The sequence below is a fragment of the Geobacillus thermoleovorans genome (genome assembly GCF_001610955.1).
GTDB classification, from domain to species: Bacteria; Bacillota; Bacilli; order Bacillales; family Anoxybacillaceae; genus Geobacillus; species Geobacillus thermoleovorans.
Map to the genome: position 1 here is coordinate 2,762,015 of NZ_CP014335.1, position 25,781 is coordinate 2,787,795.

General features: G+C 53.6%; 26 protein-coding genes, 1 riboswitch and 1 other annotated feature (1 of these 28 cut by a window edge). Of the genes, 11 read left to right on the forward strand and 15 right to left on the reverse strand.

All coding sequences use genetic code 11. The features are described from left to right. Nucleotides 1-24, reverse strand: a binding site (T-box leader) (it extends 198 nt beyond the left edge of the window). A gap of 91 nt (nt 25-115) precedes the next feature. The 3 genes from GT3570_RS13905 to GT3570_RS13915 all read right to left on the reverse strand — a co-directional run bounded on the left by GT3570_RS13905 (nt 116) and on the right by GT3570_RS13915 (nt 1,972). Next, the gene (locus tag GT3570_RS13905; protein WP_011232315.1) at nt 116-1,315 is read right to left on the reverse strand and encodes an MDR family MFS transporter; all 1,200 of its coding nucleotides are present in this window, start codon (nt 1,313-1,315) and stop codon (nt 116-118) included. 210 nt (nt 1,316-1,525) lie between these two features. Beyond that, nucleotides 1,526-1,690 (reverse strand): hypothetical protein, encoded by a 165-nt coding sequence (locus GT3570_RS13910; RefSeq protein WP_011232316.1) that lies wholly within the window; start codon nt 1,688-1,690, stop codon nt 1,526-1,528. An 18-nt stretch (nt 1,691-1,708) separates the two neighbouring features. Beyond that, the gene (locus GT3570_RS13915; RefSeq protein WP_011232317.1) at nt 1,709-1,972 is read right to left on the reverse strand and encodes a YtzC family protein; all 264 of its coding nucleotides are present in this window, start codon (nt 1,970-1,972) and stop codon (nt 1,709-1,711) included. 285 nt (nt 1,973-2,257) lie between these two features. Here GT3570_RS13915 and GT3570_RS13920 point away from each other — a divergent pair, with 285 nt between their 5' ends. Further along, nucleotides 2,258-2,845: a tRNA 5-(aminomethyl)-2-thiouridylate-methyltransferase MnmM gene (locus tag GT3570_RS13920; RefSeq protein WP_011232318.1), complete on the forward strand. Its 588-nt coding sequence runs from the start codon at nt 2,258-2,260 to the stop codon at nt 2,843-2,845. Between the two features lie 47 nt (nt 2,846-2,892). On the opposite strand, the gene GT3570_RS13925 is transcribed toward GT3570_RS13920, so the two are convergent. Beyond that, entirely contained in the window at nt 2,893-4,002 is a 1,110-nt protein-coding gene (locus GT3570_RS13925) for a tetraprenyl-beta-curcumene synthase family protein (protein ID WP_014196592.1), read from the reverse strand. A gap of 338 nt (nt 4,003-4,340) precedes the next feature. Between GT3570_RS13925 and GT3570_RS13930 the strand changes: the two genes are divergently transcribed. After that, nucleotides 4,341-4,889, forward strand: coding sequence for a gamma carbonic anhydrase (locus GT3570_RS13930; RefSeq protein ID WP_011232320.1), 549 nt, complete (start codon nt 4,341-4,343; stop codon nt 4,887-4,889). Between the two features lie 22 nt (nt 4,890-4,911). Here GT3570_RS13930 and metK read toward each other — a convergent pair whose 3' ends face one another. Then, nucleotides 4,912-6,123 carry a methionine adenosyltransferase gene (gene metK, locus GT3570_RS13935; RefSeq protein WP_021322704.1) on the reverse strand — a complete coding sequence of 404 codons (1,212 nt, stop codon included), beginning with the start codon at nt 6,121-6,123 and terminating at the stop codon, nt 4,912-4,914. Nucleotides 6,124-6,252: 129 nt separating this feature from the next. After that, nucleotides 6,253-6,367, reverse strand: a riboswitch (SAM riboswitch). A gap of 218 nt (nt 6,368-6,585) precedes the next feature. Here metK and pckA point away from each other — a divergent pair. After that, the gene (pckA, locus tag GT3570_RS13940) at nt 6,586-8,172 is read left to right on the forward strand and encodes a phosphoenolpyruvate carboxykinase (ATP) (protein ID WP_062898886.1); all 1,587 of its coding nucleotides are present in this window, start codon (nt 6,586-6,588) and stop codon (nt 8,170-8,172) included. A 645-nt stretch (nt 8,173-8,817) separates the two neighbouring features. Next, on the forward strand, nt 8,818-10,065 hold the full coding sequence (locus tag GT3570_RS13945) for an MFS transporter (RefSeq protein ID WP_033845326.1): 1,248 nt from the start codon (nt 8,818-8,820) through the stop codon (nt 10,063-10,065). Nucleotides 10,066-10,423: 358 nt separating this feature from the next. Here GT3570_RS13945 and GT3570_RS13950 read toward each other — a convergent pair whose 3' ends face one another. The 3 genes from GT3570_RS13950 to GT3570_RS13960 all read right to left on the reverse strand — a co-directional run bounded on the left by GT3570_RS13950 (nt 10,424) and on the right by GT3570_RS13960 (nt 12,659). Next, nucleotides 10,424-11,326: an Rpn family recombination-promoting nuclease/putative transposase gene (locus GT3570_RS13950; protein WP_062898887.1), complete on the reverse strand. Its 903-nt coding sequence runs from the start codon at nt 11,324-11,326 to the stop codon at nt 10,424-10,426. A 233-nt stretch (nt 11,327-11,559) separates the two neighbouring features. Continuing rightward, on the reverse strand, nt 11,560-11,802 hold the full coding sequence (locus tag GT3570_RS13955) for a DUF2584 domain-containing protein (protein WP_033009830.1): 243 nt from the start codon (nt 11,800-11,802) through the stop codon (nt 11,560-11,562). A 68-nt stretch (nt 11,803-11,870) separates the two neighbouring features. Then, a complete protein-coding gene (locus GT3570_RS13960; protein ID WP_062898888.1) occupies nt 11,871-12,659 on the reverse strand; it encodes an alpha/beta hydrolase family protein in 789 nt (262 codons plus the stop codon). A gap of 291 nt (nt 12,660-12,950) precedes the next feature. On the opposite strand from GT3570_RS13960, the gene GT3570_RS13965 reads away from it, so the two are divergent. Genes GT3570_RS13965 through GT3570_RS13975 form a run of 3 tightly spaced genes read left to right on the forward strand, consistent with a single transcriptional unit; the run spans nt 12,951 to nt 15,558 of the window. After that, nucleotides 12,951-13,958, forward strand: coding sequence for an ABC transporter substrate-binding protein (locus GT3570_RS13965; RefSeq protein ID WP_062898889.1), 1,008 nt, complete (start codon nt 12,951-12,953; stop codon nt 13,956-13,958). A 15-nt stretch (nt 13,959-13,973) separates the two neighbouring features. Then, on the forward strand, nt 13,974-14,765 hold the full coding sequence (locus tag GT3570_RS13970) for an ABC transporter ATP-binding protein (protein ID WP_062898890.1): 792 nt from the start codon (nt 13,974-13,976) through the stop codon (nt 14,763-14,765). After that, nucleotides 14,749-15,558, forward strand: a complete 810-nt coding sequence (locus GT3570_RS13975; protein ID WP_011232329.1) for an ABC transporter permease — start codon at nt 14,749-14,751, stop codon at nt 15,556-15,558. Before GT3570_RS13970 ends, GT3570_RS13975 begins: the two co-directional genes overlap by 17 nt. A 118-nt stretch (nt 15,559-15,676) precedes the next feature. Here the strand turns inward: GT3570_RS13975 and ytkD are convergent, their stop codons facing one another. From ytkD to GT3570_RS13995, 4 genes are all read right to left on the reverse strand, one after another. Next, nucleotides 15,677-16,144 carry an RNA deprotection pyrophosphohydrolase gene (ytkD, locus tag GT3570_RS13980; RefSeq protein ID WP_011232330.1) on the reverse strand — a complete coding sequence of 156 codons (468 nt, stop codon included), beginning with the start codon at nt 16,142-16,144 and terminating at the stop codon, nt 15,677-15,679. Between the two features lie 58 nt (nt 16,145-16,202). Beyond that, a complete protein-coding gene (locus tag GT3570_RS13985; RefSeq protein WP_011232331.1) occupies nt 16,203-16,535 on the reverse strand; it encodes a hypothetical protein in 333 nt (110 codons plus the stop codon). A gap of 61 nt (nt 16,536-16,596) precedes the next feature. Continuing rightward, entirely contained in the window at nt 16,597-16,992 is a 396-nt protein-coding gene (locus GT3570_RS13990; protein ID WP_013524459.1) for a phage holin family protein, read from the reverse strand. Between the two features lie 153 nt (nt 16,993-17,145). Then, nucleotides 17,146-17,586 (reverse strand): Dps family protein, encoded by a 441-nt coding sequence (locus GT3570_RS13995; protein WP_014196600.1) that lies wholly within the window; start codon nt 17,584-17,586, stop codon nt 17,146-17,148. A 151-nt stretch (nt 17,587-17,737) separates the two neighbouring features. Between GT3570_RS13995 and ytzI the strand changes: the two genes are divergently transcribed. Continuing rightward, nucleotides 17,738-17,899 carry a YtzI protein gene (ytzI, locus tag GT3570_RS18130; RefSeq protein ID WP_082816485.1) on the forward strand — a complete coding sequence of 54 codons (162 nt, stop codon included), beginning with the start codon at nt 17,738-17,740 and terminating at the stop codon, nt 17,897-17,899. Nucleotides 17,900-17,921: 22 nt separating this feature from the next. On the opposite strand, the gene GT3570_RS14000 is transcribed toward ytzI, so the two are convergent. Then, a complete protein-coding gene (locus GT3570_RS14000; protein WP_023633424.1) occupies nt 17,922-18,398 on the reverse strand; it encodes an S-ribosylhomocysteine lyase in 477 nt (158 codons plus the stop codon). A 215-nt stretch (nt 18,399-18,613) separates the two neighbouring features. On the opposite strand from GT3570_RS14000, the gene yidD reads away from it, so the two are divergent. The 3 genes from yidD (at nt 18,614) to GT3570_RS14015 (ending at nt 21,340) form a co-directional block, all read left to right on the forward strand. Beyond that, a complete protein-coding gene (yidD, locus tag GT3570_RS14005; protein ID WP_062898891.1) occupies nt 18,614-18,853 on the forward strand; it encodes a membrane protein insertion efficiency factor YidD in 240 nt (79 codons plus the stop codon). 236 nt (nt 18,854-19,089) lie between these two features. After that, nucleotides 19,090-20,274 (forward strand): GTP-binding protein, encoded by a 1,185-nt coding sequence (locus tag GT3570_RS14010; RefSeq protein WP_062898892.1) that lies wholly within the window; start codon nt 19,090-19,092, stop codon nt 20,272-20,274. 79 nt (nt 20,275-20,353) lie between these two features. Beyond that, nucleotides 20,354-21,340: a metal ABC transporter substrate-binding protein gene (locus GT3570_RS14015; RefSeq protein ID WP_062898893.1), complete on the forward strand. Its 987-nt coding sequence runs from the start codon at nt 20,354-20,356 to the stop codon at nt 21,338-21,340. A gap of 216 nt (nt 21,341-21,556) precedes the next feature. Here the strand turns inward: GT3570_RS14015 and GT3570_RS14020 are convergent, their stop codons facing one another. Next, nucleotides 21,557-23,515 (reverse strand): beta-propeller fold lactonase family protein, encoded by a 1,959-nt coding sequence (locus GT3570_RS14020; protein ID WP_011232338.1) that lies wholly within the window; start codon nt 23,513-23,515, stop codon nt 21,557-21,559. Between the two features lie 96 nt (nt 23,516-23,611). Next, complete coding sequence (locus tag GT3570_RS14025) at nt 23,612-25,690, reverse strand: hypothetical protein (RefSeq protein WP_062898894.1); 2,079 nt, start codon at nt 25,688-25,690, stop codon at nt 23,612-23,614. Between the last annotated feature and the right edge of the window lie 91 nt (nt 25,691-25,781).

Consider the following 25,781-nt stretch of genomic DNA (forward strand, 5'->3'; position numbering starts at 1 on the left):
ACTGCTCCTCTTCACCGTTATTCGCCTTATTCGCACATGAATCGACCGATGAGTGGACAGAATGACAAATTTATTATTATTTTAAAAAATTTGTCGATCAATTGCAAGCCGAAATCTATACGGAAGCCGCGGTTTTTTCATCCGCGTTCTCCGTCCGCTTCGGGAGCCGACGATCATGCAAAAGCGCGGCCAGCACCGCCAATAAGGCAAACAATGCTAACATCATGATGAGCAGTTTCATTCCAAACAGATCGGCGACCGAGCCGCCGATGACCGGTCCGATCATCCGTCCGGCCGTGGCCGTCCCGTTGACGATTCCTTGGTAAAACCCGGCTTTCCCCGGGGGCGCCCATTCGTTCACCGCGGCCGGAATCGCCGGCCAGACGATCATCTCGGCGATCGTGAGCACAATCATGGACGCGGCAAACTCTGCAAACGAATGCGCCCCCAACAGCATGGCAAACGAAACGGCGAAAATAAAAAAACCGATCACGATTTGCCGCTTCAACGTCGGCATGAAGCGGCGGATGACCGCTGACAACAGCGGCTGGGCCAAGACGATCAACGCTCCGTTGATCGTCCAAAGCAAGCTGTACTGCCCGACTGGTATCCCGAGCTCGCGTGTATAGGCGGCGATCGTCGTCGACCATTGGACATAGCTCAACCAACACAGTCCATAGCCGGCGCAAAGGAGGGCAAGCGCCCAGCCCGCGGAGCGGGATGGCGCTCTTTCCGCTTCTCCGGATCGTTTCTTTCTCGGCGGCGGCAAGAGCGGAACGCGGCGCAGCCCGGCCACAACCGTAAACAAAAACGCGGCATACAACAAAAGATTGGCGAAAAAAACGAGCGAGAACGAATATGAAGCGACAAGCCCGCCAAGCGCCGACCCGACGGCGACGCCGATGTTTTGCGCGACATACAAGGCGTTGAACGCCCGCCGCCCCCCTTCCGGCCAAATCGCCCCGGCGTACGCCGACGCCGCCGGAAAGACGACGCCGCTGCCAACGCCGACAAACGCCAAAAACACCGCATAATGCGGCCAACCGTGCCAAACGCTTAAGCCGCCGAGCGCGGCCATCGTCAACACCGCTCCGGCCAACAAAACGCGAAACCCGCCGATCCGGTCAAACAAAAAGCCGCCGGCCAAGCTGCCGATGACGCTTCCCCCAGAGTTGAGCATGAGCACGACACCAGCGACAGCGAGCGGCTGGCCGAGCTGTTCGTGCAAATAGATCGTGTTTAGCGGCCATAGAAACGACGCCCCTGTCACATTGAGCGCCATGCCGACAAGCAGCCACCAAAGAGCGCGGGGCATCGGTCATCATCCTTTTCTGGTTTTTATTTTGAGTTACGAAATAATTGTAGGGGAAAACAGGAAAAAATGCAATCAAAAAGGCGGAGCGTTCCGATGCGTCCGCCACTTTTTTGCCAAACTAACTCCCCACGGAAACAATGGCTTTTGAAGCGGGGCTCCTGCGCGAAAAGAAGAACAAGTTGGAGCGGCTTCCGCCCCTTTGGCTTGTCGTCACCCGTTCCGCTGCTTGGAGCGGATCGGTTGGCCGCCCGTTTCCTCGTATTGCTTTTTCGCCAGCTTCACCGGGTCAAAGTCTTGACCAAGCTCAAGATCGTTATTGTTTTGGCCGTTGCGTGTTTTTTGTTCCGGATTCGTTTGTTTCAAGCGTCGCTTCATGTTGTGTTCCTCCTCGTTTCAGCGGTCAAGCAAAATCATGTCGTTTTGCAATTGCTCCAGTTGGAGCCGCATCCGATGCAGCTGCTCGCGCTGCTGGGCGTTGCAGCTTCGCGCCAAGTGCGCTAAATCGATGACCGTCTGCTCGAGCATCTGCTGGGCGTTGGTGTATTCGGTGATGTTGTAATGCTCCTGCTTTTGCGCTTCCGTATATTGCTCTTTCGCGTAGCGGATCACATCTTCACACCGCTGCAAAAATTCCTCAACGGATTGTCTTGTCGCCATGCGCTCACCTCGTTTCGTGATATTCCCTCATGTTTACTATGCGCCGCATAGGCCGGCCGTATCACGCCAATGATTGGCAGCGGTCGATTTTCCATGAAGTTTTTGTTACAATGCCGACGTGAGGATCTTCGTTCAGCTCGATCAATGTCGGTCAGCTCAAGGTTTTCTGTCACGCCGGCGCAGAGGATGGAAAGTTTAGGGGAAAAGCGATGGCATCCGACACTTTGGCGCAACGCCACGCCTGCCAACGTAAACGATGAAACGATCACAAGGAGGGGCCAACCGATGGCTTTGATGAACATTTTGCCGTTTGCCCGCTTTTTGCTTGATCAAGCAGTCAACGAAGGCGACATCGCCGTCGACGCGACCGTCGGCAACGGGCACGACACCGTGTATTTGGCCCAACGCGTCGGGGATTTCGGCCATGTGTTCGGCTTTGACATTCAGTCTGAGGCCATCACCGCCGCTTCCGCCCGCCTCGCGAAACATGGGCTATGCGGGCGGGCGACGTTGTTCGAGCGAAGCCATAGTGAACTGCTTGAGGCGCTTCCCGCCGATGTACACGGGCGCATCGCCGGCGCGGTGTTCAACCTCGGCTATTTGCCGGGCGGCAATAAGCAAATCGTCACCCAGCCGGAATCGACGATCGAAGCGGTCCGCCAGTTGCTTTCCGTCATGAAGCCGGGCGGCGTCATCGTTCTTGTCGTCTACCACGGCCATCCGGAAGGAAAGCGCGAACGCGACGCGCTCCTTGATTACGTCCGCTCTCTTGATCAACGGCGCGTCCATGCCTTGAAATACGAATTCATCAATCGGCAAAACAACCCGCCGTTTTTGCTCGCGCTCGAAACCCGGGCGGATAAGGGCGCCTGAATCAATCGGATCCCGCCCCTTTTGCCAATACAAGCAAACGGCCGCCCTTATGAAAAGGACAGCCGTTTTTGCCGCTCCTGCCAAAAGCGGTATGCTTTTCCGTTCCAATAGAAAAACTGCGACGCCGCCCCGCCGGCGCGGACGAGCCGGCGCGCCAGCCGGCGCAGCCCGCGCTGCTTTTTCACCTTGGCATCCGACAAATACAATCCAAGAAGCCCTCGGTGAATAAGGCGGTGAAACTCGCCGTGCGGAAGGGCGCCAACATGGCGGTCGGCCTCTTCGATGAAATGGCAAAGCCGCTCAAGCATCACCGTTTCATTCGGATAGTAAAAGCAAAAGTTTAAATCGCCGCCGTCCCGGTCTTCCTCCTGATCGATCAAATAGTCGAGCAAAATGTGCAGTCCTTGAATGTACGGAAAATAACCGTCGCGCACTTGTCTCGCCATCTCCGGCGGCAGCGATTCGCCAAACGCATAGGCGACGAGGCAGAAAATGCCGAGCGTCGAACCGGAGCAGGCGGAAAACTCATACCACTCCATCGGCGGCAAGGCGTCTTTGTATTGCGCGAACCATTTCTCCAGCCGCGGCACCCGCTCGCTCGCTTCGACATGTTTATGCACTTGCAAGTCGCAATAATATCCGGCCAATTCATGCAAAAATGGGGCGATCGTCTCATAATGGCGCACCGTCTCGAGCACCTCTTGGCACGTGCGGACAAGCGCCGGCAAATAGCCGCCGTCTTCCTGTTCGCGGCGATGGCGGTAATAGTTCGACGGCTCTGCTCCGATCGTCAAAGCGTCCGGCATCGAATCGTGCAAGGCGCGAAAGTCGAGCGGATCGAGCGAGGTGCTGCGGTCGCACAAATTATCCAAATAATCGCTGATCGTCTGGTAAGCAACGATAAAGCGGATGCAATCCTCCATGTTTTCTCCGGCCAAGAGCGCCAAAATGGAGCCGCCTTCGCAATGGAACGTTTTCGAAGCGATGCTCGCGAGCGCCTGGCGCCGCAATTCCGGGTCGGGAATGCGCTCGGCTTGGCGCCGCCAATAGGCAAGCTCGCGGTGGACAAGCGGAAGCACGTCACGATACACCATTTTCATCAAGGCGATGGGGTTTTTCGGAATGTTCAATCGGCTCACCTCAGGTGCAAACACCATGGTCTCGTCTCCTAGCATTTCCATCTTATCGGCAACCAAAATCGTTTCGCGTCTGAACAGCTTGCGATCTCGTCTTCCAGTATTGCCATCAATGCGGCCGGGGCAAACCATAAAAGGGTTGGCGACGGAATGAAAAAGCCGCTCAACAACGGTTCTTCTCACGTTGAGAAGCTTTGTGAAATCGGATCTTCTTCCCCGATCCCAACCACTCATCGGGCGAAACGAAACGTTTTTCACCAATCCCGATTAGGCGCGCTCGCTTTCGTTGGCGATTTGGACGCAGCGTTGTACAATACATGGTGAACGATCGATTTTGCAACAGAAAGGAACGAACGCCCATGATTTACCCATACAAAGGCAAAACGCCGCAAATTGCCGCCTCCGCCTTTATCGCCGACTATGTGACGATCACCGGCGATGTCGTGATCGGCGAAGAGACAAGCATTTGGTTCAATACCGTCATTCGCGGCGATGTGGCGCCAACGGTGATTGGCAACCGGGTCAATATTCAAGATAACTCAATTTTGCATCAAAGTCCAAACAATCCGCTTATCATTGAGGACGGGGTGACGGTCGGCCATCAAGTCATTTTGCACAGCGCCATCGTTCGCAAAAACGCGCTCATCGGCATGGGCTCAATCATTTTGGACCGCGCGGAAATCGGGGAAGGCGCGTTTATCGGCGCCGGCAGTTTAGTGCCGCCGGGCAAAAAAATTCCGCCCAACACGCTCGCCCTCGGCCGGCCGGCGAAAGTCGTCCGCGAACTGACGGAAGACGATATCCGCGAAATGGAGCGCATCCGCCGCGAATATGTCGAGAAAGGGCAGTATTACAAAGCGCTGCAGCAACAGCGGACATCGTGCGCCGACAAAAAAGAGCTGCCGTGATCAGGCAGCTCTTTTTCTTTCATCACTTGTCCGCCAACGCCAGCGCTTGTTCTTTCAACAAGGCGGCTTTGTCGGTGCGCTCCCACGGCAGGTCGATGTCCGTACGCCCAAAATGGCCGTAAGCAGCCGTCTGTTTGTAAATCGGGCGGCGAAGGTCGAGCATTTTGATGATGCCCGCCGGGCGGAGATCGAAGTTGTTGCGCACGACTTCAATCAAAATGTCTTCCGACACTTTGCCGGTGCCGAACGTATCGATCGAAATCGAAACTGGGCGGGCGACGCCGATCGCGTAGGCAAGCTGCACTTCGCATTTGTCGGCCAGTCCTGCCGCGACGATGTTTTTCGCGACATAGCGGGCCGCATACGCCGCCGAGCGGTCGACTTTCGTCGGATCTTTGCCCGAGAACGCGCCACCGCCGTGGCGGGCGTAGCCGCCGTACGTATCGACGATGATTTTGCGCCCCGTCAACCCAGCATCCCCTTGCGGACCGCCGATGACAAACCGTCCTGTCGGGTTGATGAAATATTTCGTGTTCTCATCAAGCAGCTCCGCGGGCACGACCGGCTTGATGACCTGCTCTTTAATGTCGCGCTGGATTTGCTCTTGCGTAATTTCCGGATGGTGCTGCGCGGAAACGACGATCGTATCGACGCGCACCGGTTTGCCGTTTTCATCGTATTCGATCGTCACTTGCGTTTTCCCGTCCGGCCGCAAGTACGGCAAGACGTCCGTTTTGCGCACTTCCGCCAATCGGCGCGCCAAGCGGTGCGCAAGCGAAATCGGCAGCGGCATCAATTCTTCCGTCTCATTGCAGGCGAACCCAAACATCAATCCTTGGTCGCCGGCGCCGATCGCTTCAATTTCCTCGTCAGTCATCTGACCTTCGCGCGCCTCGAGCGCCCGGTCCACCCCCATCGCAATGTCCGGCGATTGTTCGTCAATCGACGTCAGCACCGCGCACGTATCAGCGTCAAATCCGTATTTGGCGCGCGTGTAGCCGATCTCCCGGATCGTATCGCGGACGATGCGCGGAATGTCCACGTATGTTGATGTCGTGATTTCCCCGCTCACGAGCACCAGCCCGGTCGTGACGCTCGTTTCGCAGGCGACGCGGGCGTTCGGATCTTTTTCCAAAATGGCATCCAAAATGGCGTCAGAAATTTGGTCGCAAATTTTATCCGGATGTCCTTCCGTCACAGACTCTGAAGTAAACAAGCGGCGTTTGGCTGACATTCGGTTTGTTTCCTCCTCTTGGCATAATGTGGCGACACGGAACTCATTTCCCTTTTTCCCTTCGCAATATAAAAAACCTTTCCTGTAACGGCTGAGGAAAGGTCATGGCAATCGTATTGCTTCCTTTCACTCTTATCGTTCAAGGACTGCGCCTTGCCACAGGTTAGCACCATTTCACACATGTACAGTTGTGACGGTTGCTGGGCTTCATCGGGCCTGTCCCTCCACCGGCTCGGGATAAGAGTATCCGTTCAATGACTTATCTTATCGCAACGGAATCGGCAAAGTCAACTATCAAAATTCATTTTTTATCATTTCCAGCCGCGAAAATTCTTTCCTCAAGGAAATCGACACATTGGGCAAAATAAAGTTTGAAAAACCCACACAATTAGTATGGACTATTAATAAAAATGTGTTATACTATTTTCAAGAGTGATTACAAAAAGAAGGCAGGTTTTGAATATGGGGATCGCAAACATGACGAATAAGCTTGATTTATTGCTGCAAAAACCGTACGTGCATCATCAACTGTCCGTCGCCGAGCTCGTTGAGAAAGTCCTGCAACGGAACGAAGGACGGCTGACGCACACCGGAGCCGTCGCGGTGACAACCGGCAAGTACACAGGGCGGTCGCCGAAAGACAAATACATCGTCGAAGAACCGTCAACGAAGCAAACGATCGACTGGGGCGCGGTCAACCAGCCGATGTCTCCGGAGACGTTTGATAAACTGTACGACAAAGTGCTCGACTATTTAATGAAGAAAGATGAACTGTTCGTGTTTAAAGGCTTTGCCGGCGCCGATCCGAAATCCCGGCTGCCGATTCAAGTCGTCAACGAATTCGCCTGGCACAACTTGTTCGTCCATCAGCTGTTCATTCGGCCGAGCGCCGCAGAGCTCGCCGCGCATGAGCCGCAATTCACCGTCATTTGCGCGCCGAACTTTAAAGCCGACCCGAAAGTTGACGGCACGCGCTCGGAAGCGTTCATCATCATCTCGTTTGAACGGCGCACCGTGTTGATCGGCGGCACCGAGTATGCCGGCGAAATGAAAAAATCGATTTTCTCGGTGATGAACTATTTGCTGCCGGAACAAGGCATCCTGCCGATGCACTGCTCGGCCAACGTCGGCCAGGAAGGCGACGTCGCCCTCTTTTTCGGCTTGTCGGGAACGGGAAAAACGACGCTCTCGACCGACCCGAACCGCCGCTTGATCGGCGATGATGAGCACGGCTGGTCAAACCGCGGCATTTTCAACATCGAAGGCGGCTGCTATGCGAAATGCATCAACCTATCGCGCGAGAAAGAGCCGCAAATTTTTGACGCCATCGGCTTCGGCGCGGTGCTCGAAAACGTCGTCCTCGACGACGCGACGCGGGTGCCGAATTACGACGACGGCACGCTGACGGAAAACACGCGCGCCGCCTACCCGCTTCAGGCGATCAAAAACATCATCGACCCAAGCGTCGCCGGCCATCCGTCCACGATCGTGTTTTTGACGGCTGATGCGTTCGGCGTCCTGCCGCCAATCAGCAAGCTGACGCGTGAACAGGCGATGTACCATTTCTTAAGCGGCTACACAAGCAAACTCGCCGGCACCGAACGCGGCGTCACCGAACCGGAAGCAACGTTCTCAACGTGCTTTGGCGCACCGTTTTTGCCGCGCCCGGCCGTCGAATACGCGGAAATGCTCGGGCAAAAAATCGCCGAACACAACGTCCGCGTCTTTTTGGTCAACACCGGCTGGACAGGGGGACCGTACGGCGTCGGCAGCCGCATGAAGCTCGCCTACACCCGGGCGATGGTGCAAGCCGCCGTCGAAGGGGAGCTGGACAACGTCGAAACGGTGCAAGACCCGATTTTCGGCCTCGCCATCCCAACCCACGTCCCCGGCGTGCCGGATGACGTCCTGCAGCCGCAAAACACATGGGCTGACAAACAAGCATACGAACAAAAAGCAAAAGAGCTGGCGCAAAAGTTCCGCGCCAACTTCCGAAAGTTCGCCCATATCGACCCGACGATCGAAAAACTCGGCGGACCGCTCGTGTAACAAGAACCCGGCCGGACAGGGAACATCCTGTTCGGCCGGTTTTTCTGTTCTTTCCTCTGCTTTCGTCTCCGACACTGAATCGTTAGACATTTCTGTACGTCGGTCCGTTTCATTCGCCTCAAACAACCAGACTCGAGCAAACGCAATGAGCTTCTGTGTTTTCATTTGCCGCAATGGCCATGAGTTCTGCAAGGAATACGTAATGTCATCAAAAGATGGATGATTAATGAACTTGCGCATTATTTCTAAAGTTTTTACTCCCTGTTTCCCCAAGAATTGTGTTCTTACTTCTATTTCTCCAACTGTTTTCCGCAAATCATTCATATACTTATCACAATTTTTAGTATCATTAAACAAGTGATCAAGATGCATAATTCCTATAGAAACTCCAGCAGCATGATATGCTCTGTCTAAAGGCCTTTTGATTTTCAAGATACTCTAAACAGAATAAGGGGGAGGCTTCCATTGCTTCAGTATATCCATTTACCTTTAGCAGATTGTTGAAAATCAACCCGTTTTCCTTCGCTCCATCGTTTTGGGGCGTGGCAAAAAGCCAGTTTCATCAAAGACTGAAGATCTGATTTTTGGTTCATTTTGACTATTCCATCACCAGTCGTTTCGATGATCAAAGAGAGGATTGAGGTCATGAAAAATAAAACATTTCATTTCCTTTGGATCGGACAATCTTTCGCGAATTTCGGAGATGTGTTCTACATTGTTTCCGTTGTCTCTTACCTATATCATTTGACATCGAAAGCCATGGCTGCCGCATTAGTCCCTTTTTTCGTTACATTGTCGTTATTTATTAGCGGAATCGTCGCACCGATATTTTTCGAAAAATATAAACTAAAAACGTTATTGTCCTACGGACAAATGTGTAAAACATTTCTGCTGCTTTTTCTCTCGCTGTTTTTGCACTGGGGTGCGGAACATTACACTGCGATCGTTTATGTTTTTGTATCATTGATCGCTTTTTTAGATGGGATCAATAATCCGATTAAAAACTCCCTCGTTCCTTTTATCGTTTCCAAGGAGGAAATCTTGAAAGCCAACAGTTTTGTAAACACGTTAGACCAATTCATCAAACTTAGCGCATGGCCGATTGGGAGTTTGATTGTCAGTGTAGGGTCGCCGTTCCTTTTAATCAATATCACCTTATTGTTCTATGTCGTCTCAAGCATTCTCATGTTTCTGTTGCATATACAAGAACATACAAAGAAGAAGACGGCTCAAGGCAAAGGCCTAAAGAACTTTCTCCTTTCGATCAGTCTAGGATGGGAATACACTTGGAGAAATGTGCACGCTAAATCGATTAGCTTCATGTCATTTTTTGAAGGAATCGGAAATGGGGTCTGGATTTCGGCCATCCTTTATATGTATGTGAAAGAACAATTACATGTAGGAGAGGAATGGTGGGGATATATTAACTCTGTTTTCTTTGGCGGCATGGTGATAGGGGGATTGTTAAGCGTTAAGTTTAGTCAATCGGTTGAAAAAAATCAGCAATTTTTTGTATTGTTTGGCCCGTTTTGTATCGCTATTGTCACACTGTTATTTGGCACAACGACGCACGGTGCGCTGGCGCTTATGTATTCCACCCTGTATGGGATCATCGAACAATGGAAGGTGATTTGCCTTCAGACGATTCTGCAAAAAAATGCCCGGATGGACGCTCTGCCTCATGTTTTTTCCGTGCAGGGAGTCATTAGTTCCGTAACGTTCGGGATTTCCGCCTTATTGATGAGCTTTATAGCCGATGTTTACGGGATTCGCTTTTCGTTTTATTTGTCTGTTTGCTGCTTTTTGATCAGCGGCTGGATCAGTTATCGTCAGCGAAAAATCTGGAGTTATAAGGAGAACCAAAAAGGAGAAATCACTGGAACTATTTTGTGAGCTCCCTCTGTAAATGATCACTTTATTTCAGAACAAAGCAAAGGAATCAGTCTTGCTTAATCATATGGCAGAGTGCAAACATTGAAGATAGCGGGAAACAGATTACAAGTGTTCGAGTCTTGCTTAATCATATGGCAGAGTGCAAACCGAAGGATTGTTTGCGCTCCTGCCTTTTCAAAATTAGAATAAAAACGCCAATCGGGACGATGAACGTCACCGACAAATTCTGTCAATAGACTTTACCCTCGATGGCCGTAAGGTTCGAACGCATAAAATGATTGTCGTCGATCCCCCGGGGTTTTTGCACGATTGGGGGTCGACGACAATGTGAGGCTCGACGGCGAAGAGTCTGCTCTGCTTACCCCTTCACCCGTTCGATCTTCTCAACCGGCAGCCCGGTCAGTTCGTGGATCGTGTCGACATCGTACCCTTTCGCCAGCATTCTCTTCACCACGTCGAGCTTCCCTTCCTCAATCCCTTTTTGGCGCCCTTGCTTCATCCCTTGTTTGACTCCTTGTTGAATTCCCTTTTCCATTCCCCGCTGTTCGTACGAGACGATGAGCTCCATCACTTGCTTCGCTTCCTTCGTCTCCATTTGGCTCACCTCGTTTCGCAGTTGGATTTCCTCCGCTTCGGACAACCGCAAATACGTTTCAAAAAACCCAAACAACAGCCGCTGCTTCGCCTCATCGAGCTCGAGGCGGACTAGCATGCGCAAAAACTCCTTTTTCACTTCCACCTTCTCGCTTTCATTATACCCCATTTTGCTTAACAAGGCGGCGGCAACCGGATTGTCACGGCGGATGTACTCGCGCCACGGCAGTTTGTGCAGTTCCACCGTCAGAAAGCGGAAGTCAAGAACCATCAAAAATGGAAATTGAATCATCAATGAGGAAGGTTCGTCGTGGCGTTCGTCGTAGCTGAAGATGGCAATCGGGAGGATGCGGCGGCGGTGTTTTTGAAACAAGCGGCTGAAGTAGAGGAACATTCGCTCGGGGAACGTCCGCTGCTTATAGCTTTGATGTTCGACGTGAACGATGACGAGCCCGTCTTCCCCTTTTACCTTTGTTTCGACCAACAAGTCGACGCGGTGCTTCTCCCCGGCTGTCACGTCGGTGAACAGCTCTTCGGAGAGGAAAGAGAGATGGTGAACGTCGATGTGCTCGTACACGTCAGGAAAGAAAAGAAGCAAAAAGTCTTCGAAAAACGTCGACAGCAGCTCCTTGAACAACCGGTCGTGATCGATTCGCTGTTTGGCCACGTTTTCCCTCCTTGCGATATCAAATTCATTGCATCCTATTCGCTTTCTTCCGGCCCAACTCCTGCTTTTCCCCGAACTTTTTCATCCGTTTCGCTGTTACGGCCGGAATCGGGGCAAGCGGCCTAGTTTTCCCTCGCTTCCAAAACAGGGAGCGCAAACCGTTCTTCCGTTTGCGCTCCCATTCCCCACTTAGTCGGCCGCCCCATTCGGTGCGGCTCCGCGGTCTCCCGCATTCAATTCGTCGAATACAGGCTGACGAGCTCGTACGTCACCGTCGTCCGGTTGTCTTCCCACTCGAGCTTTTTCACGACCGCGATGCCGCTCGCTTCGCTTTGTACGGTCCGGCGCACTTCAAGCGGCACGTCGAGCGGATACAAGCGGTATCCGTCTTTTTCCAGCACAAACACATTTCCTTGAACGCGCTGTTCCTTCCCTTTGGTCACAATGACCGTCTGCACTTCCATCGGCATGCCCATATGATTTCAACCTCCTTGGCTGCCCATCGATTCGTTGGCGGCCGCGCCGCCTTTCTACTCGTATCGTATCACACCGTCGGCTGTTGTTTCATCCATTGTGTAAGCCTTTGCACCGTCTTGCGGTTGGCTGGCGGCGGAAAATAGTGGGTGAACTCAGGGAAGTACCAAGCCGTGACCGGTTTGCCGAGCTGCTTCAGCCGCCGTTCCAGCCGCCAGGCGTGCTCAATCGAGACGTTCTCATCGCGCTCGCCGTGGATGATGAGCACCGGGGCCTTGAGCCGTTCCAGATGATAGAGCGGCGTGCGGTGCCGGTAGCGCTCCGGGCATTTGTTCGGCGTCCCGCCGATGACGCGCTTCATCATCCGCCGCAAGTCAGGCCGCTCCCAATACGTAAGCTCCATATCCGCCACCCCTCCCCAGACCGCCACCGAACAGACCCCCTCGGCCATTAGGGCGGCATGGAGCGCCATCGCCCCGCCGCGGGAGAAGCCGAACATGTGAACGCGCCCGGGATGGACGAGCGGATGGCGGCGAAGGAGATGAAACCCAGCGAGCGCGTCATAACGGTCTTCACCGGCGAAATCTTCGTTTCCTTCTCCGCCCCCATTGCCGCGATAGAGCGGAGCGAAGACGACAAACCCGTGCGAAGCGAATTGGACAAGGCGCGGCACCCGCACTTGCCCGACGTTTTTGATGCCGCCGCGCAAATACAAAAACCCGTCATAAACGCCTTTTCGCTTCGGCGCCGCTAAAAATCCTTTCACCTTCAGCCCTTGGGACATATAGGTGACAAAGAACACATCGATTCCCGGATGCGGCGACGGAAACCGGTATTGGTCGATGATGTCCCCGTCCATACGCCTGCCTCCTTCCTACGCGAAAACAGATGATGCGAACCACCCGTCATCATCCCCCAACGCCTTCTTTCATTAGGGCAAGTGGGGCTGTCCGACTGCCTCGCTGTTGGTGCATGCCGCCCCTTGGCCGAGCGTCAGCTTGAAAAAGCCCTGGAGCGCGAGGAGCGTCCCGACCGCCGCCCGTTCTCGTTCGACCGCCCATTTTTTCTAGGCATTCACACATTTTGGCTGCGTGCATACGATAAGGTGAAACCACGGTTTACCGCATGCGAACCAAGGGGGTTAACGAACATGAAAAAATGGGCCGTATGGTTATGCTCGCTTCTGCTGCTTTTGCCGCTTTCCGCCTGCACGAATGACGGGGGCCAAAGCGAAAAGCCGCTCCAAAAAGTGCGGCTCGCCGAAGTGACGCACTCGATTTTTTACGCACCACAGTACGTCGCCCTGGCAAAAGGCTTCTTTAAAGAAGAGGGGCTGGATGTCGAACTGACGACGACATGGGGCGGCGACAAAACGATGACGACGCTGCTTTCCGGCGGCGCGGACATCGCCCTTGTCGGCTCGGAAACGTCGATTTACGTCTACAGCCAAGGAACGGACGACCCGGTCATCAACTTTGCCCAACTGACCCAGACGGACGGAACGTTTCTCGTCTCGCGCAAAAAAATCGGCCACTTTACATGGGAGATGTTGAAAGGAAGCACGTTCCTCGGCCAACGGAAAGGCGGCATGCCGCAGATGGTCGGCGAGTTTGTGCTGAAAAAACACGGCATTGACCCGCACAACGATTTGCATCTCATTCAAAACGTCGATTTCGCCAATATCGCCAACGCCTTTGCGAGCGGCACCGGCGATTTCGTCCAGCTGTTTGAGCCAACAGCGAGCATTTTTGAACAAGAAGGGAAAGGCTATATCGTCGCTTCATTCGGCACCGAATCCGGGCGCGTGCCGTACACGTCGTATATGGCAAAACGAAGCTACATGAACGAAAACAAAGACGTGATTGAAAAATTTACGCGCGCGATCTACAAAGCGCAGCAATGGGTCGAATCGCACAGCGCAGCTGAAATTGCCAAAGCCATTCAACCGTACTTTAAGGACACGGACTCGGCCATCATCGAAAAAGTGGTTGAGCGCTACAAAAGCCAAGGGACCTATGCGACCGATCCGATTTTGGATGAAGAAGAATGGAACAACTTGCAAACCATTATGGCCGAAGCCGGCGAGCTGCCGAAGCGCATCGACCTGAATACGCTTGTCGATTCGTCGTTTGCCAAAAACGCGATGAACACGCAATGAAAGCGGGTGAACGGAATGTTTCTTTCGATCGACCGCCTTTCGCACACGTATTTGACGAAAACGAACGCCGTCACCGCGCTTGTTGATGTGTCGCTGTCCGTCGAGAAAGGGGAGTTTGTCTCCTTTCTCGGCCCAAGCGGCTGCGGCAAAACGACGCTGCTATCCATCATCGCCGGATTGATCGAACCGACAGAAGGAACGGTGCTTATGGAAGGCCGACCGCTTTGGCCGAGCGGAACGGCCGCGCCGGCGGCGCGGCGCGCGGTCGGCTACATGCTTCAGCAAGACTATTTGTTTCCGTGGAAAACGATCGAAGAAAACATCCTTCTCGGGTTGAAAATCACCGACACGCTGACCGCTGACACGAAAGAACGAGCGCTCGCTCTGCTGGCCGAGATCGGCCTTGGCGGCGTCGAGTTGTATTACCCGAGCCAGCTGTCCGGCGGCATGCGCCAGCGCGCGGCGCTTGTGCGCACGCTCGCGACCGACCCGAAACTGTTGTTGCTCGACGAGCCGTTTTCCGCCCTCGACCAGCAGACGAAGCTGAAATTGGAAGAGCTCGTCTGGGCGACGCTGCGGCAATACGAAAAAACAGCCGTCTTGGTCACCCATGACATCGAAGAAGCCATCGCCATGAGCGACCGCATTTTCTTGTTTTCGCCGCGCCCCGGCCGCCTTGTGCGGACGTTTGTCATCCCAGATGAACTGCGCTGCCGCCCGCCGCTTGCCGCCCGCCAGCAGCCATCGTTTCCGGCGCTCTTTCAATCCATTTGGAAGGAGATGGAGGCCCTTGAATCCGCCCAATGAACGCATTGAAGCGCTGCACACAGAATACCTCACCGTCTTGCGCAAAGAACAGCGGATCATCCGCCTTTGGCAGACGGTGCTGCTTGTCGCCTTTTTCGCCGTCTGGGAAGCGGCAAGCCGCTTCCATTGGGTCGATCCCCTTCTATTTAGCTCTCCATCCGCCATCGCCAAGCTGTTTGTCGAAAAAATGAGCGATCACTCTCTATTCGCCCATACATGGGCGACGCTGTTTGAGACCTTGCTTGGATTTTTCATCGGCACAGCCGGCGGGGCGCTGATTGGCGCGCTTCTTTGGTGGTTTCCGCGTCTGGCGAAGACGCTTGATCCGTATTTGGTCGTGTTCAACGCCATGCCAAAAGTCGCCCTCGGGCCGATTTTGATCGTCGCTCTTGGACCGGGATTTACGTCGATTGTCGCCATGGGCGTCGTCATCTCCATCATCATCACGACGATCGTCGTCTATTCGGCGTTCCAAGAAGTCGATCCGAACTATTTGAAAGTATTGCGGACGTTCGGCGCCACCCGCTACCAATGCTTTCAAGAGGCGGTGCTGCCGGCGTCGTTCCCGGCGATCATTTCGACGTTGAAAGTAAACGTCGGCCTCGCTTGGGTCGGCGTCATCACCGGCGAGTTTCTCGTCTCGAAACAAGGGCTTGGGTATTTAATCATTTACGGCTTCCAAGTGTTCAACTTCACGCTTGTGTTGATGAGCCTGCTCATCGTCGCCTTGCTGTCGACCGTTATGTATCAGCTTGTCGCCTTGATCGAAAAAAAATGGGGAAACCGCCGCTAGCGGGACGCTCGCCGAATGTTGACGGGCGTCTCGTTTCATTCCTGTCGTCCCAATGAGCCGGCATCCGCCGCTTTTGGGAAGCCCATCTTCGGGAGCCGCCGCCGATCGGCGCCCCTTTTCAATCGATCAGCCCGCGCTGTTTCAACTTGGCAAGCGCCAGTGAAAGCACGTCATCTTTCATGAAATAGCTGAAACGCTGATCGGCGCGGATGTCATCCGGCAGCGCCTCAAGCAGCACTGGGCCGTTCGTTTCCAAATACGACCCCCGCTCGACGAGCGCAGCGATGTCGGCAAAATACATGTTTTTCACGATATCCGGCTCCACTTCATATTGGCCGATGTATTCAAGCCGGCCGACGATTCCCCCCGTTTCTTCCATCACTTCGCGGGCCGCGGCTTCCGCCGCTGTTTCCCCTTCTTCCACCTTGCCGCCGGGAAACTCAAGGCCGCGGCGCGGATGATCCGTCAACAGCCATCGCCCGCCATAGCGGCAAATGACCCATACATGCCCGGGGGAGGGGGAAAACGGATGATCCGCAAAGGCCAGCCGAACGCGATGTCCGTAGTAATCGCGAAATTCATGCATCGGACTCTCCCCTTTCCTCTCCCCATTATACAGAAAAACGCCGCTCGACTCGCGGCGTTTACTCTTCTTTTTCGTCAGGAAGGATGCCGAGCGAGCGGATATGCTCCTTCGCCTCCTCGTTGCCGAGGCGGTAAATCATTTCATAAATTTTCGTCAACGTCCGGTCGTAAGCATCGTTTTCCCGATCATAATGGTATTGGATGTACGGCACATGGGTGCGCCAAAACGCCTGCCAGTCGGTCGAATAATTTTGATCAAAATATTCGCGCAGCTGGGTGATTTCCTCATCCGTTGCTTCAATTTGGAAGTCCCACGGCGAAGCGGTTTTCAACTGCGAGATTTCTCCGGTTGCCATCGAGACGTAATACGTCTTTTTTCGTTCGTCTGCCACCTTCGTCCACTCCTTCTTTTGCTCTTTTTGCTTAGTGTGGGGCAATCGGGGAAAAATATGCTTATTTTATTTCATCTTTCAACAGCTCGATCGCCTTGCGCAGCACGGACGGGATCGGAACGCCCGCCCGGCCGGCGTTTTCCACAATCGAGATAAACTCATTGGCGATATAGAAAAAAATGATCGCATCGCGGATTACATGCATGTTCCATCCAATGGCCAAATCGACGAGATGCGATGCTGCCACCAGAACGAAAATCAACAGTTTGCGGATGATGCCGCGAAAGCCGACTTGACTTGACAGCTTGCCTTCGACCGCGCTGGCGGCAATGCCGGTAAGGTAGTCGACAATGACCAAAGCAAGCAAAATCACGACAAATGAGTCCACGCTGCCGACAAACAGCGACAGAAACGAACCGAACAGCGACACGGCAACCATCGGGATCGGCTTGTTCACGCTCCCCCCTCCTTGAACATAGGATACGCGTAACTATCGTATGCCCGGAGGGGAGAACGCGGCGCGGCGCATTCCCTAAAAAATCGCCCTTTTTCGACAAAGAAAGGACAAAGCAAAAGGCCGTCCCCCGGCCTGAGGACAGCCTCCTCATTCTTATCGTCCTAAGAACGATTTCAACATCCAGACGTGTTTTTCCAAGCTGCGATGAATGCCAAGCAGCATATCCCCCGTCGTTTCATCGTTCACTTCATCCGCCAGCTGCATGCCTTCTTTCAATTCGCCGATCATCGTTTCAAAGTCACGGACAATCGAAGCCACCATTTGTTCGGCCGTTTCCGTCCCGGCCGCTTCTTTGACGGACGCCTGCTCGAGGCAGTCTTTCATCGTCGCCACGGGCTTGCCGCCCAACGCCAGCAGCCGCTCGGCCAGGGCGTCAATGTGGGTCGCGGCTTCGTTGTACAGCTCTTCGAATTTTTCATGCAGCGTGAAAAACTGCGGCCCGGTGACATACCAATGGTAGTTGTGCAGCTTCACATACAAAACAGTCCAGTTGGCGATTTGCTTGTTGACAAGATCGATCAGTCGAGTTGCCATCGTCTCACTCCTCCTCATGGTTCTCTATACCCAGCTGGCTTGTTGATGAAACATGGGAAACGCACCGATGGATAGCTTCCCCCGATTCCGCCGAAAATATGAACGCCCGACCTGCGGAATATGGTATAATAAAAAGAAAAAGGTGGGCGTCATGATGTACTGGACGTTGGTTGTTTGCCTCATCATCGCCGCTGTCGTTCTCGCGTTGGCGGTCGTCACGACTTCCAAAGCGTACACGTACAAACATACGGTCGATCCGCTTCCAAACGAGCGCGGCAGCGAACAACAAGCCGGCCCGAAGCAGCCGCAGTAGCGGCGCGGGGCCGGCTTGTTCATCAACCAAACACCTTTTTCAACTCTTCTTTCTCTTGCGAAAGCCAAAAGCGCATCAGCTGTTTGGCCGCCTCTAGGTCATGCAGCTTCGCTTGGCCGCATTGCCGCTCGGTCGCGGCTGGCACTTCCGTCGCGTCGAGCGCGTCCTTCATGGCTTCTTCCAACAAATCAATGATCTCGTCCACGGTCGGCGAGCCGCTCACGACAAGATAAAACCCAGTTTGGCAGCCCATCGGCGAGATGTCGATAATGTCGAAATGATCATATTTCGCCGCATGTCGGCGCAGCGTATACGCCAACAAATGTTCGAGCGTATGAATCGCGGCCGGGTCCATCGCTTCTTTGTTCGGCTGGCAAAAGCGAATGTCAAACTTATTGACGACGCCGTCGCTGCCGACTTTGTGAACGCCGCAATGCCGAACGTACGGCGCTTTGACCGCGCAATGGTCCAATTCAAAGCTTTCCACCGGTGAAGGCATGTCAATCACTCCTAGGTTATTTATTCTCTTTTTTATCATAACCAAAACGAGGAACGTCCCGCATCTTTTTTGCCTCTCGTTCGGCTTGGCGTCTATGCCCAAAAAGCAAGGCTGGGTCGGCGCCCCCATTCCGAGCGAACGACAGTCGTTTTTCTTGAACAAAAGAACGGTTTGTTCTATTGTAATCATGATGATCACAGAAAGGAGAACTCCACATGGGCCAATGGCTGATTTGGTGCATCCGCTTTTATCAACGCTTCCTTTCTCCGCTCAAGCCGCCGACATGCCGCTTTTATCCGACCTGCTCGAACTATGGCATCGAAGCGATCCGGCGCTTTGGCGCGCTCAAAGGGGGATGGCTGACGGTCAAGCGCATTTTGAAATGCCATCCGTTCCATCCGGGCGGTTTTGACCCCGTTCCTGAACCTTCTCGGCGTCTGAAAAAAACAAAATAGTCGTCTCTTTGCCACAAATTGTCCTTGACCGATCACGCCCAAAATCAACACAGCCTGTTTTCTTTTGCCCCCGCCGTTTGCTCAATACGGCGATCATGTTTGTCTTTACAAGTCGAACACATCTTTTGATGAGGAGCCACAAAATCACTTCCCTCTTGCCATTTGGTTCATTTTTTTGTACAATCGATCTTGTTAAATCGTAATGATTACTATTTTCAAAAAATGAGGTGGGACAGATGAACAAAATTCCTGTCACGGTATTAAGCGGTTATTTAGGGGCTGGAAAAACAACCTTGCTTCATCATATTTTGCACAATCGCGAAGGGAAAAAAATTGCCGTCATTGTCAACGACATGAGCGAAATCAATGTGGATGCCGAGCTGATTCGGCAAAACGACTTTTTCCGCACCGAGGAAAAGCTTGTGCAAATCCAAAACGGCTGTATTTGCTGCACTTTGAGAGAGGATTTAATCAAAGCCGTCGACCAGCTCGTTGAAAACGGGGAGATCGACTATATTGTCATTGAATCTTCCGGAATCAGCGAACCCATTCCCGTTGCGCAAACGTTTACGTATTTGGATGAGGAACTTGGAATCGACCTATCCCGAAAATGCCGATTGGACACCATGGTGACGGTTGTCGACGCCAACCGTTTTTGGACGGACTTTTCCTCGGGCGAAACCTTGCTTGACCGTCAACAGGCCGTCGATGAAACGGACAGCCGCGAAATTGCGGATTTGCTCATTGAACAAATCGAATTCGCTAATGTCATCATTGTCAATAAAATCGATCTTGTCTCGCCAGAGGAAGTGCAAAAATTACAAACCGTGCTTCACAAGCTCAATCCGGAAGCCGTCATCATCCCGGCAACTTTCGGCCAAGTGCCGCTTGATTCCATTTTAAACACCCACTTATTTGATTTTGAAAAAGCGAGCCAATCAGCCGGCTGGATCAAAGAGCTGAATGAAGAGCACACACCCGAGACTGAACAATACGGCATCTCTTCCTTTGTTTATCGAAGAAAACGGCCGTTTCATCCGGAACGTTTGATGAATTGGCTTGAAAACTGGCCCACAGAAGTGGTTCGCGCGAAAGGATTTATTTGGCTTGCCTCCTGGAATGACATGTGCGTTCTCCTATCGCAAGCAGGAACATCAATCTCCATCCAAGCAGCGGGACGATGGATGGCTTCCTATCCAGAAGAGGACATAAAACAGCTGTTGCAAGAAGAGGAAGCATGGCGGGAAAAGTGGGATGAGACCTACGGCGATCGCTTGACCGAACTCGTGTTGATTGGCATCAATATGAACGCAGATCGCATCGAACGCTCGCTGGACCAATGCTTGCTGACCGATGAGGAGATGAAGGAAGATTGGACGCTGTTGCCCAATCCGTTTCCTTCATTGATTCCTTCGGCCTAAACGGTGATCCTTCATTTTCAAATCGTAATGATTACGATATAATAAATGCGGACATCTTTATTCCAGAAAGGAGTTCAACATGAGAGCAACGTCCATCATTTTGTCTTTCCTTTTGGCGACGAGCGCCTTGCTATACGGCTGTCAATCGAAGCCAGAGGCAAAAGAGGGCCAAACATCGAACGATCAGCTAACGATTTATACAACCGTCTATCCGCTTGAAGACTTTACGAAAAAAATCGGCGGCGACGCTGTGAACGTCAAAAGTGTTTACCCGCCGGGAGTGGAAGCCCATACGTTCGAACCGACAACCAGAACCGTGCAGCAGATTGCCGATGCGGACGCCTTCATTTACATTGGCCACGGGATGGAACCGTTCGCCGAAAAACTGCAGGAAACATTACAAAATGAGCACGTCCGATTTCTCGTTGCCACAAACGGCATCGAATTGCTTGAATCGAACCATGAACAGGAGCATGCGCATGGCGAAGGGCACAAAGACGAACACGGAGAGGGACATGAGGAAGAACATGGCCATGAACACGGAGACAAAGATCCTCACGTATGGCTTGACCCCATCCGATCCATTGCGATCGCCGAGAACATCCGCGATTTGCTGATTGAACTGAAACCTGACAAAAAAGACCTGTTTATGCAAAACTTTGAAACGTTAAAGATGAAACTCGAGCGCCTTGACGGGCAATTCCGTTCAACAGTGGAGAAAGCTCCCAGAAAAGAGATGCTCGTTTCCCATCAAGCCTACGGATATTGGGAAGACCGCTACGGAATCAAACAGCTGAGCGTTTCCGGGCTTTCTCCGAGCAACGAACCATCGCAAAAAGAGCTGACTCAGCTCATCCAGACAGCCAAACAGCATCACATCCGCTATGTCATTTTCGAACAAAATGTTCATCCCAAAACGGCGGAAGTGATTCAGAACGAAATCGGCGCCAAGCCGCTCCGTCTGCATAACTTGGAATCGCTGACCGATGAAGATCGAAAAGCCCACAAAGATTACTTTGCTCTTATGGCCGAGAATCTCCGCGTGCTGCAAAAAGCCCTTTATTAAAATACAACCGCCTGTCTCTTTCGATTCGTGGGCTTTCTCATTTTGTTTCCCGGCTTCGTCTATTTCTGGCGTTTGTTTATGCACGATAAGCGCTATGTACGGCCAAAATAACAAGGAAAAAGGTGTCCCCAACGAGCGTGGGACACCTTCCTTTATGACGTGCGATCTTCTGCCCTGCAGAAAGAAAAGCACCCTTTTCCTCACCCATCACTCTCACTATTGCAGCGAGCGGACATAGGCCGCAATGGCCGCAATTTCTCCCGGCGTCAATGTTTGCACTTCTTTCGTCCGATGGCGCCGGATTGCTTCCTCGATCGTTTTCGCGCTGCCGTCATGCAAATACGGGGCTGTCGCCCATACGCCGCGCAGCGTCGGCGTATCCCACTGTTTGGGCGTCCGCGGGTTTGTGAACCGGGCGCGGGCGTCGCCTTTGGAGGCGCGGTCCTTCGGATTGGCCGTGCCGATATCGTGCAAGTAGGCGGTATTGGCAGTCGTCAATTTCCCGTCCGGCCCGACCGCCTTGACGCTGTCGGTGAAATACTCGCCCCCATGGCAGCTTAAGCAATTCCCTTTCCCGTTAAACAGGCGCTCCCCTTCCTTCGCTTCCGCCGTCAAGCTGCCGTCCGCCTTTCGATACGGGCTTTTCGGCACGGGGAACGAACGCGGGTCGTTCAAGTAGGCGAGAATGGCGTCAAACATATGCTGGACTTTCGGCGGCAGCGGCTTGGACGGGTCGATCGCCGTCATGCCGCCCATCTCGCCTTGCACCGTATGAATGTAGTCGGTAAAATCGTCGCGCGAACCATCCCACATAAACAGCCCGGTTTTCGTCGCCAAAATATTGCTCGGCACGTTGCGCGGCCCTTTCGCCGTCATGAGCGTCAAGCCGTTGATGTCGCCGTCGCTATGGCACGAAGCGCAGCTCATCCAATTGTTTCCTGTAATGTTGATGGCAAACTCGTCGCTGTTGGCGCTGTAAAAGATCGTTTTTCCTTCACGCACGAGCGGGGAGAGCGAATCTTTCGCAATGAGGCGGATCGTGCCGCTCTCCTGCTTCGCTTTCGCATATGGGCTTTTTCCTCCGGTTTTGATCACGGCCAAATCATGGCTCATGGCGTTGTGGACGTAAAGCGTCTTCCCATCCGGCGAAATCGCGATCCCGCGCGGATTGTTGCCGTGGATGCGTCGCAAAATTTGCGTCGCCTTGCCGCCGCGGCGCAAGTCAAAGACGACGAGGTCCTCGCTTCCAGACATGACCGCGTACGCTTTGCCGCCGTCCGGGGAAAACGCCACATCGTACGGATTGGAGACGATGATCGTCTCGTTATGAACATCAGTGACATTGATCGCGGCAAACAGCTCTTTCCGCTCGTCCGGCAACTCAACGTCGTTCGTCACATCAATGACCGAGATGGCCGGAAACACCGTTTCCTCAAATTGGATCGGCGTATCGATGTTCGTCAATAAGTGCGGAATATACGCTTTTTTGCCGTCCGGGGCGATGACGATTTGCTCAAGCGTGTTCGGAATGCCTTGGCTCTTTTTTCGATCGGCTTTGTCCGGCGACGGGGCGAGGGCGATTTCCTTGACCGCCCGCCGTTTCTTTGTGTCAATCACGGTGACTTTAGCCGCCAAATATTGCGTCACGTACAGCTTCCTTCCGTCCGCTGTCAGCGCCAGCGCCCGCGGCCGATCGCCCGCTTGGATGTCTTTGGTCCGCTTCCCGCTCTCAGCGTCAAACACCGAGACCGTGCCCGAGCGGTAGTTGGCGACATATACTTCCTCCCCATCTGGACTGGTGACGATGCCGAACGGCTCGATCCCCGTTTTCCAACGGTCGACGACTGTCCGCTTGTCAAGCGATACGACGTCCACTTCATCATCGTACATGCAGGAAACATACAGCGTCCGTCCATCCGGGCTGAGCGCCAGCTGGCGCGGTTCGCGGCCGACGGGAATTTCCGCTTCCTTCGTTTTGGTTTTCGCGTTGATGATTGTCACTGTATCCACATCGATGTTGGCGGTGTAGACATAGCGCCCGTCGCTGCTTACGGCGATGTTGTCGCCGTGCGCCGGGGCGTGTCTGACCACTTTCGGCTGCTCATGCCATGCCTTTTCGTCCTGACAGCCGGCCAACAGCGCGGCGATCGCCGCGGCGAACCACCATTTTCGCATTTCAATATTCCCCCGTTTTTTCACGAAAATGATAACCATCCTCAATTTTACAAAGAAAAGCGGCGAATCTCAATCGTATTCGCCGCTTTCTTTCTGTTATTTGTTGCCGGATCCAACATTGACCTTGACCGTCCGCAACACCGGCGCCACGCCGTATGGGCCGCCGGCCGCCTGCACTTGCGGCACATGGTCGCGGTCAGTGTTGCCCAATTTTTTCCCTTTGATGTAGACATCTCCCGTATCCCAAAACTCGCTTGCCTGCATCCCTTCCTGAAGCGTCGGGCCATCGACGATCCGGTCGTAAAAGTCGACGTAGTGGGAGATGATCGTTTCGCGGTCAAGGGATTTCGCCGTCTCATCCGCTTGGTCGTTGTTCAAGTTTTGCAGCGCCACGCGGAACACCCCCGACAACGCGCCGGCGAGCCACGGGGTGTACTTGTCCTCTGTTTCTCCCGTATGGTACACGTGCCATTTTTGATCCCAAAAATGGCGGTCCATCGCCTCATAAACAAGGCGCGCCGCATCGCGGTACGCTTCGTCTTTCGTCGCCAAAAACGCCGCCGTCAGCCCGCGGATCGCACCAAGCTGGGCAAGAAGCGTCGGCTCGTCTTGATCCGGCCCTTGGCCGATCGTATAGCCGTTGGCGACAAGCCCGTCTTTTCGCATCAAGTTGTGCATGATAAAATCCGCTTGCCGGCGGATGAGCTCAAGCGCCCGCTTTCCTTCCGGCGTGCCAAGCCCTTTGGCGCTCTCTCCGCTCGCATAGCCGACCGGCATCCCGTCAATCGCCCGTTCGAAGATGCGGAGCGCTTCCATTGTATAGCCGGCTTGGAACGTATCGACCCGATTTCCTTGCGTTCGCCCGTCATGTTCTGTCACAAACGCGCCCGCTTTTTCATTGAAATGCATGGCATCGATGTTGCGGAACACTTGCAGCAGCACGTCGCGGTTGACGGAATACGGGTCGTCGGCCACACGGTCGTTGGCTGGATCGGCATCCACATTTTCTTTTGCCGCTTTCGGGAACGGTTTTCCGTCAAACACGGCCAAAAACGCGGGGTTTTGATTTTTGTTTTCCGGCCGCTGGTCGGTCATGCCGAAAAACTCCGCCGCCGGCCATAGCATGAGCCATTGGTCCTCAAGCAAGCTGCGGGGATCTTTGACGACCAACTTCGCGGCATCCGGCGCCAGCTCGCTTCCCCTTTCAGCCACTTCCACCGCGTGCGGCAAATAGACGAATCCTCCGCTTGGGTCGTAACGGCTGCCGGCTGCCTTCGTCAACGCCTGCTGCTTCGCATCATAAAATAAATGGTCACGGATAAAAGCCAGCTTGTTCCATATTTGTTCCGTCAAAATCATCCCTTGCATCCCGTCGGCGGAGCTGACGCCAAGAGCGACGTTCCCGCTTTGATCGTCGTTTGGCGTTTTCGCCTCCACCTCTTCATCGCTGTCTTTTTGATGAAAATTGCCCAAAAAGTCGCCGGCCCAAAGCGCTTGCTTCAAAAAGACACCGCCGTAAGCCGATGGCGTGAGCACTTTGTCCATTTTTCCGCGATCCCAGCGAAGCGATTGGAAATCGACTTGATAGACGGGAACGTATGTACCGTCGTCATTTTCCGCGTACACGTCCGTGTCAACCTTTTGCGCATAATGCGGATCGCCGCCGGCGTACTCGATGAAGGTCGGGAACATGTTGCGGAAAATTTCCTCGCGCGGATAGCCGACGCTGTCCGCAAGCTCATAAAAACGGTCGGCGAGTGCTTCATCGGCTGGCTTATGCCGCTGTTCGGCCCGTTGCTTGGCGATCGGGCCGTTTATGAGATGGAGCCCGAGCCCTGACTTTTCCGTCACCTCATACATGGCTTCTTCGGAATACTCGTATGACTCGATGCCGGCCGTATAGTCAAATTTCGTCGGCTCATCCGGCTTTCTCGCGTCAAGGGTGTCCAAATCAAGCCCGAGCCCTTCCGCCAACGGCTCTCCGGACAGCTCAAATTCGGAGTAGGCAAACATATTGCCGGCCGTATCAAAATGATCGTCCGCCACCGGCACGTGCAGGCGCGGCGCTTCCGCTGAACGGCCGTTCTCTTTCTCCCCGACGGCGGAACAGCCGGACGCCAAAAGCAGCGAGGCCGCCGCCGACGTGGCCATGACTTTCCAAGGCATGCGTTTCATGACTTGCTCCCCCATTTTATTTAAAAATAACGATTTTCATTTTCAACCTATTTCATTATACGCCGGCGATCCCCTTCATTCAAGCCGGAAT

Excerpts from the sequence above, each read along its gene's own strand:
- GT3570_RS13905 (WP_011232315.1), bottom strand. The coding sequence starts at position 1,315 with ATGCCCCGCGCTCTTTGGTGGCTGCTTGTCGGCATGGCGCTCAATGTG.
- GT3570_RS14000 (WP_023633424.1), bottom strand. The coding sequence starts at position 18,398 with ATGCCTTCACCGGTGGAAAGCTTTGAATTGGACCATTGCGCGGTCAAA.
- GT3570_RS14010 (WP_062898892.1), top strand. The coding sequence starts at position 19,090 with ATGAACAAAATTCCTGTCACGGTATTAAGCGGTTATTTAGGGGCTGGA.
- metK (WP_021322704.1), bottom strand. The coding sequence starts at position 6,123 with ATGTCAGCCAAACGCCGCTTGTTTACTTCAGAGTCTGTGACGGAAGGA.
- GT3570_RS14020 (WP_011232338.1), bottom strand. The coding sequence starts at position 23,515 with ATGCGAAAATGGTGGTTCGCCGCGGCGATCGCCGCGCTGTTGGCCGGC.
- GT3570_RS13925 (WP_014196592.1), bottom strand. The coding sequence starts at position 4,002 with ATGGTGTTTGCACCTGAGGTGAGCCGATTGAACATTCCGAAAAACCCC.
- pckA (WP_062898886.1), top strand. The coding sequence starts at position 6,586 with ATGGGGATCGCAAACATGACGAATAAGCTTGATTTATTGCTGCAAAAA.
- GT3570_RS13955 (WP_033009830.1), bottom strand. The coding sequence starts at position 11,802 with ATGGGCATGCCGATGGAAGTGCAGACGGTCATTGTGACCAAAGGGAAG.
- GT3570_RS13930 (WP_011232320.1), top strand. The coding sequence starts at position 4,341 with ATGATTTACCCATACAAAGGCAAAACGCCGCAAATTGCCGCCTCCGCC.
- GT3570_RS13910 (WP_011232316.1), bottom strand. The coding sequence starts at position 1,690 with ATGAAGCGACGCTTGAAACAAACGAATCCGGAACAAAAAACACGCAAC.
- GT3570_RS13945 (WP_033845326.1), top strand. The coding sequence starts at position 8,818 with ATGAAAAATAAAACATTTCATTTCCTTTGGATCGGACAATCTTTCGCG.
- GT3570_RS13920 (WP_011232318.1), top strand. The coding sequence starts at position 2,258 with ATGGCTTTGATGAACATTTTGCCGTTTGCCCGCTTTTTGCTTGATCAA.
- ytzI (WP_082816485.1), top strand. The coding sequence starts at position 17,738 with ATGATGTACTGGACGTTGGTTGTTTGCCTCATCATCGCCGCTGTCGTT.
- ytkD (WP_011232330.1), bottom strand. The coding sequence starts at position 16,144 with ATGCATGAATTTCGCGATTACTACGGACATCGCGTTCGGCTGGCCTTT.
- GT3570_RS13970 (WP_062898890.1), top strand. The coding sequence starts at position 13,974 with ATGTTTCTTTCGATCGACCGCCTTTCGCACACGTATTTGACGAAAACG.
- GT3570_RS13995 (WP_014196600.1), bottom strand. The coding sequence starts at position 17,586 with ATGGCAACTCGACTGATCGATCTTGTCAACAAGCAAATCGCCAACTGG.
- GT3570_RS13915 (WP_011232317.1), bottom strand. The coding sequence starts at position 1,972 with ATGGCGACAAGACAATCCGTTGAGGAATTTTTGCAGCGGTGTGAAGAT.
- yidD (WP_062898891.1), top strand. The coding sequence starts at position 18,614 with ATGGGCCAATGGCTGATTTGGTGCATCCGCTTTTATCAACGCTTCCTT.
- GT3570_RS13960 (WP_062898888.1), bottom strand. The coding sequence starts at position 12,659 with ATGGACGGGGACATCATCGACCAATACCGGTTTCCGTCGCCGCATCCG.
- GT3570_RS13965 (WP_062898889.1), top strand. The coding sequence starts at position 12,951 with ATGAAAAAATGGGCCGTATGGTTATGCTCGCTTCTGCTGCTTTTGCCG.
- GT3570_RS14015 (WP_062898893.1), top strand. The coding sequence starts at position 20,354 with ATGAGAGCAACGTCCATCATTTTGTCTTTCCTTTTGGCGACGAGCGCC.
- GT3570_RS14025 (WP_062898894.1), bottom strand. The coding sequence starts at position 25,690 with ATGAAACGCATGCCTTGGAAAGTCATGGCCACGTCGGCGGCGGCCTCG.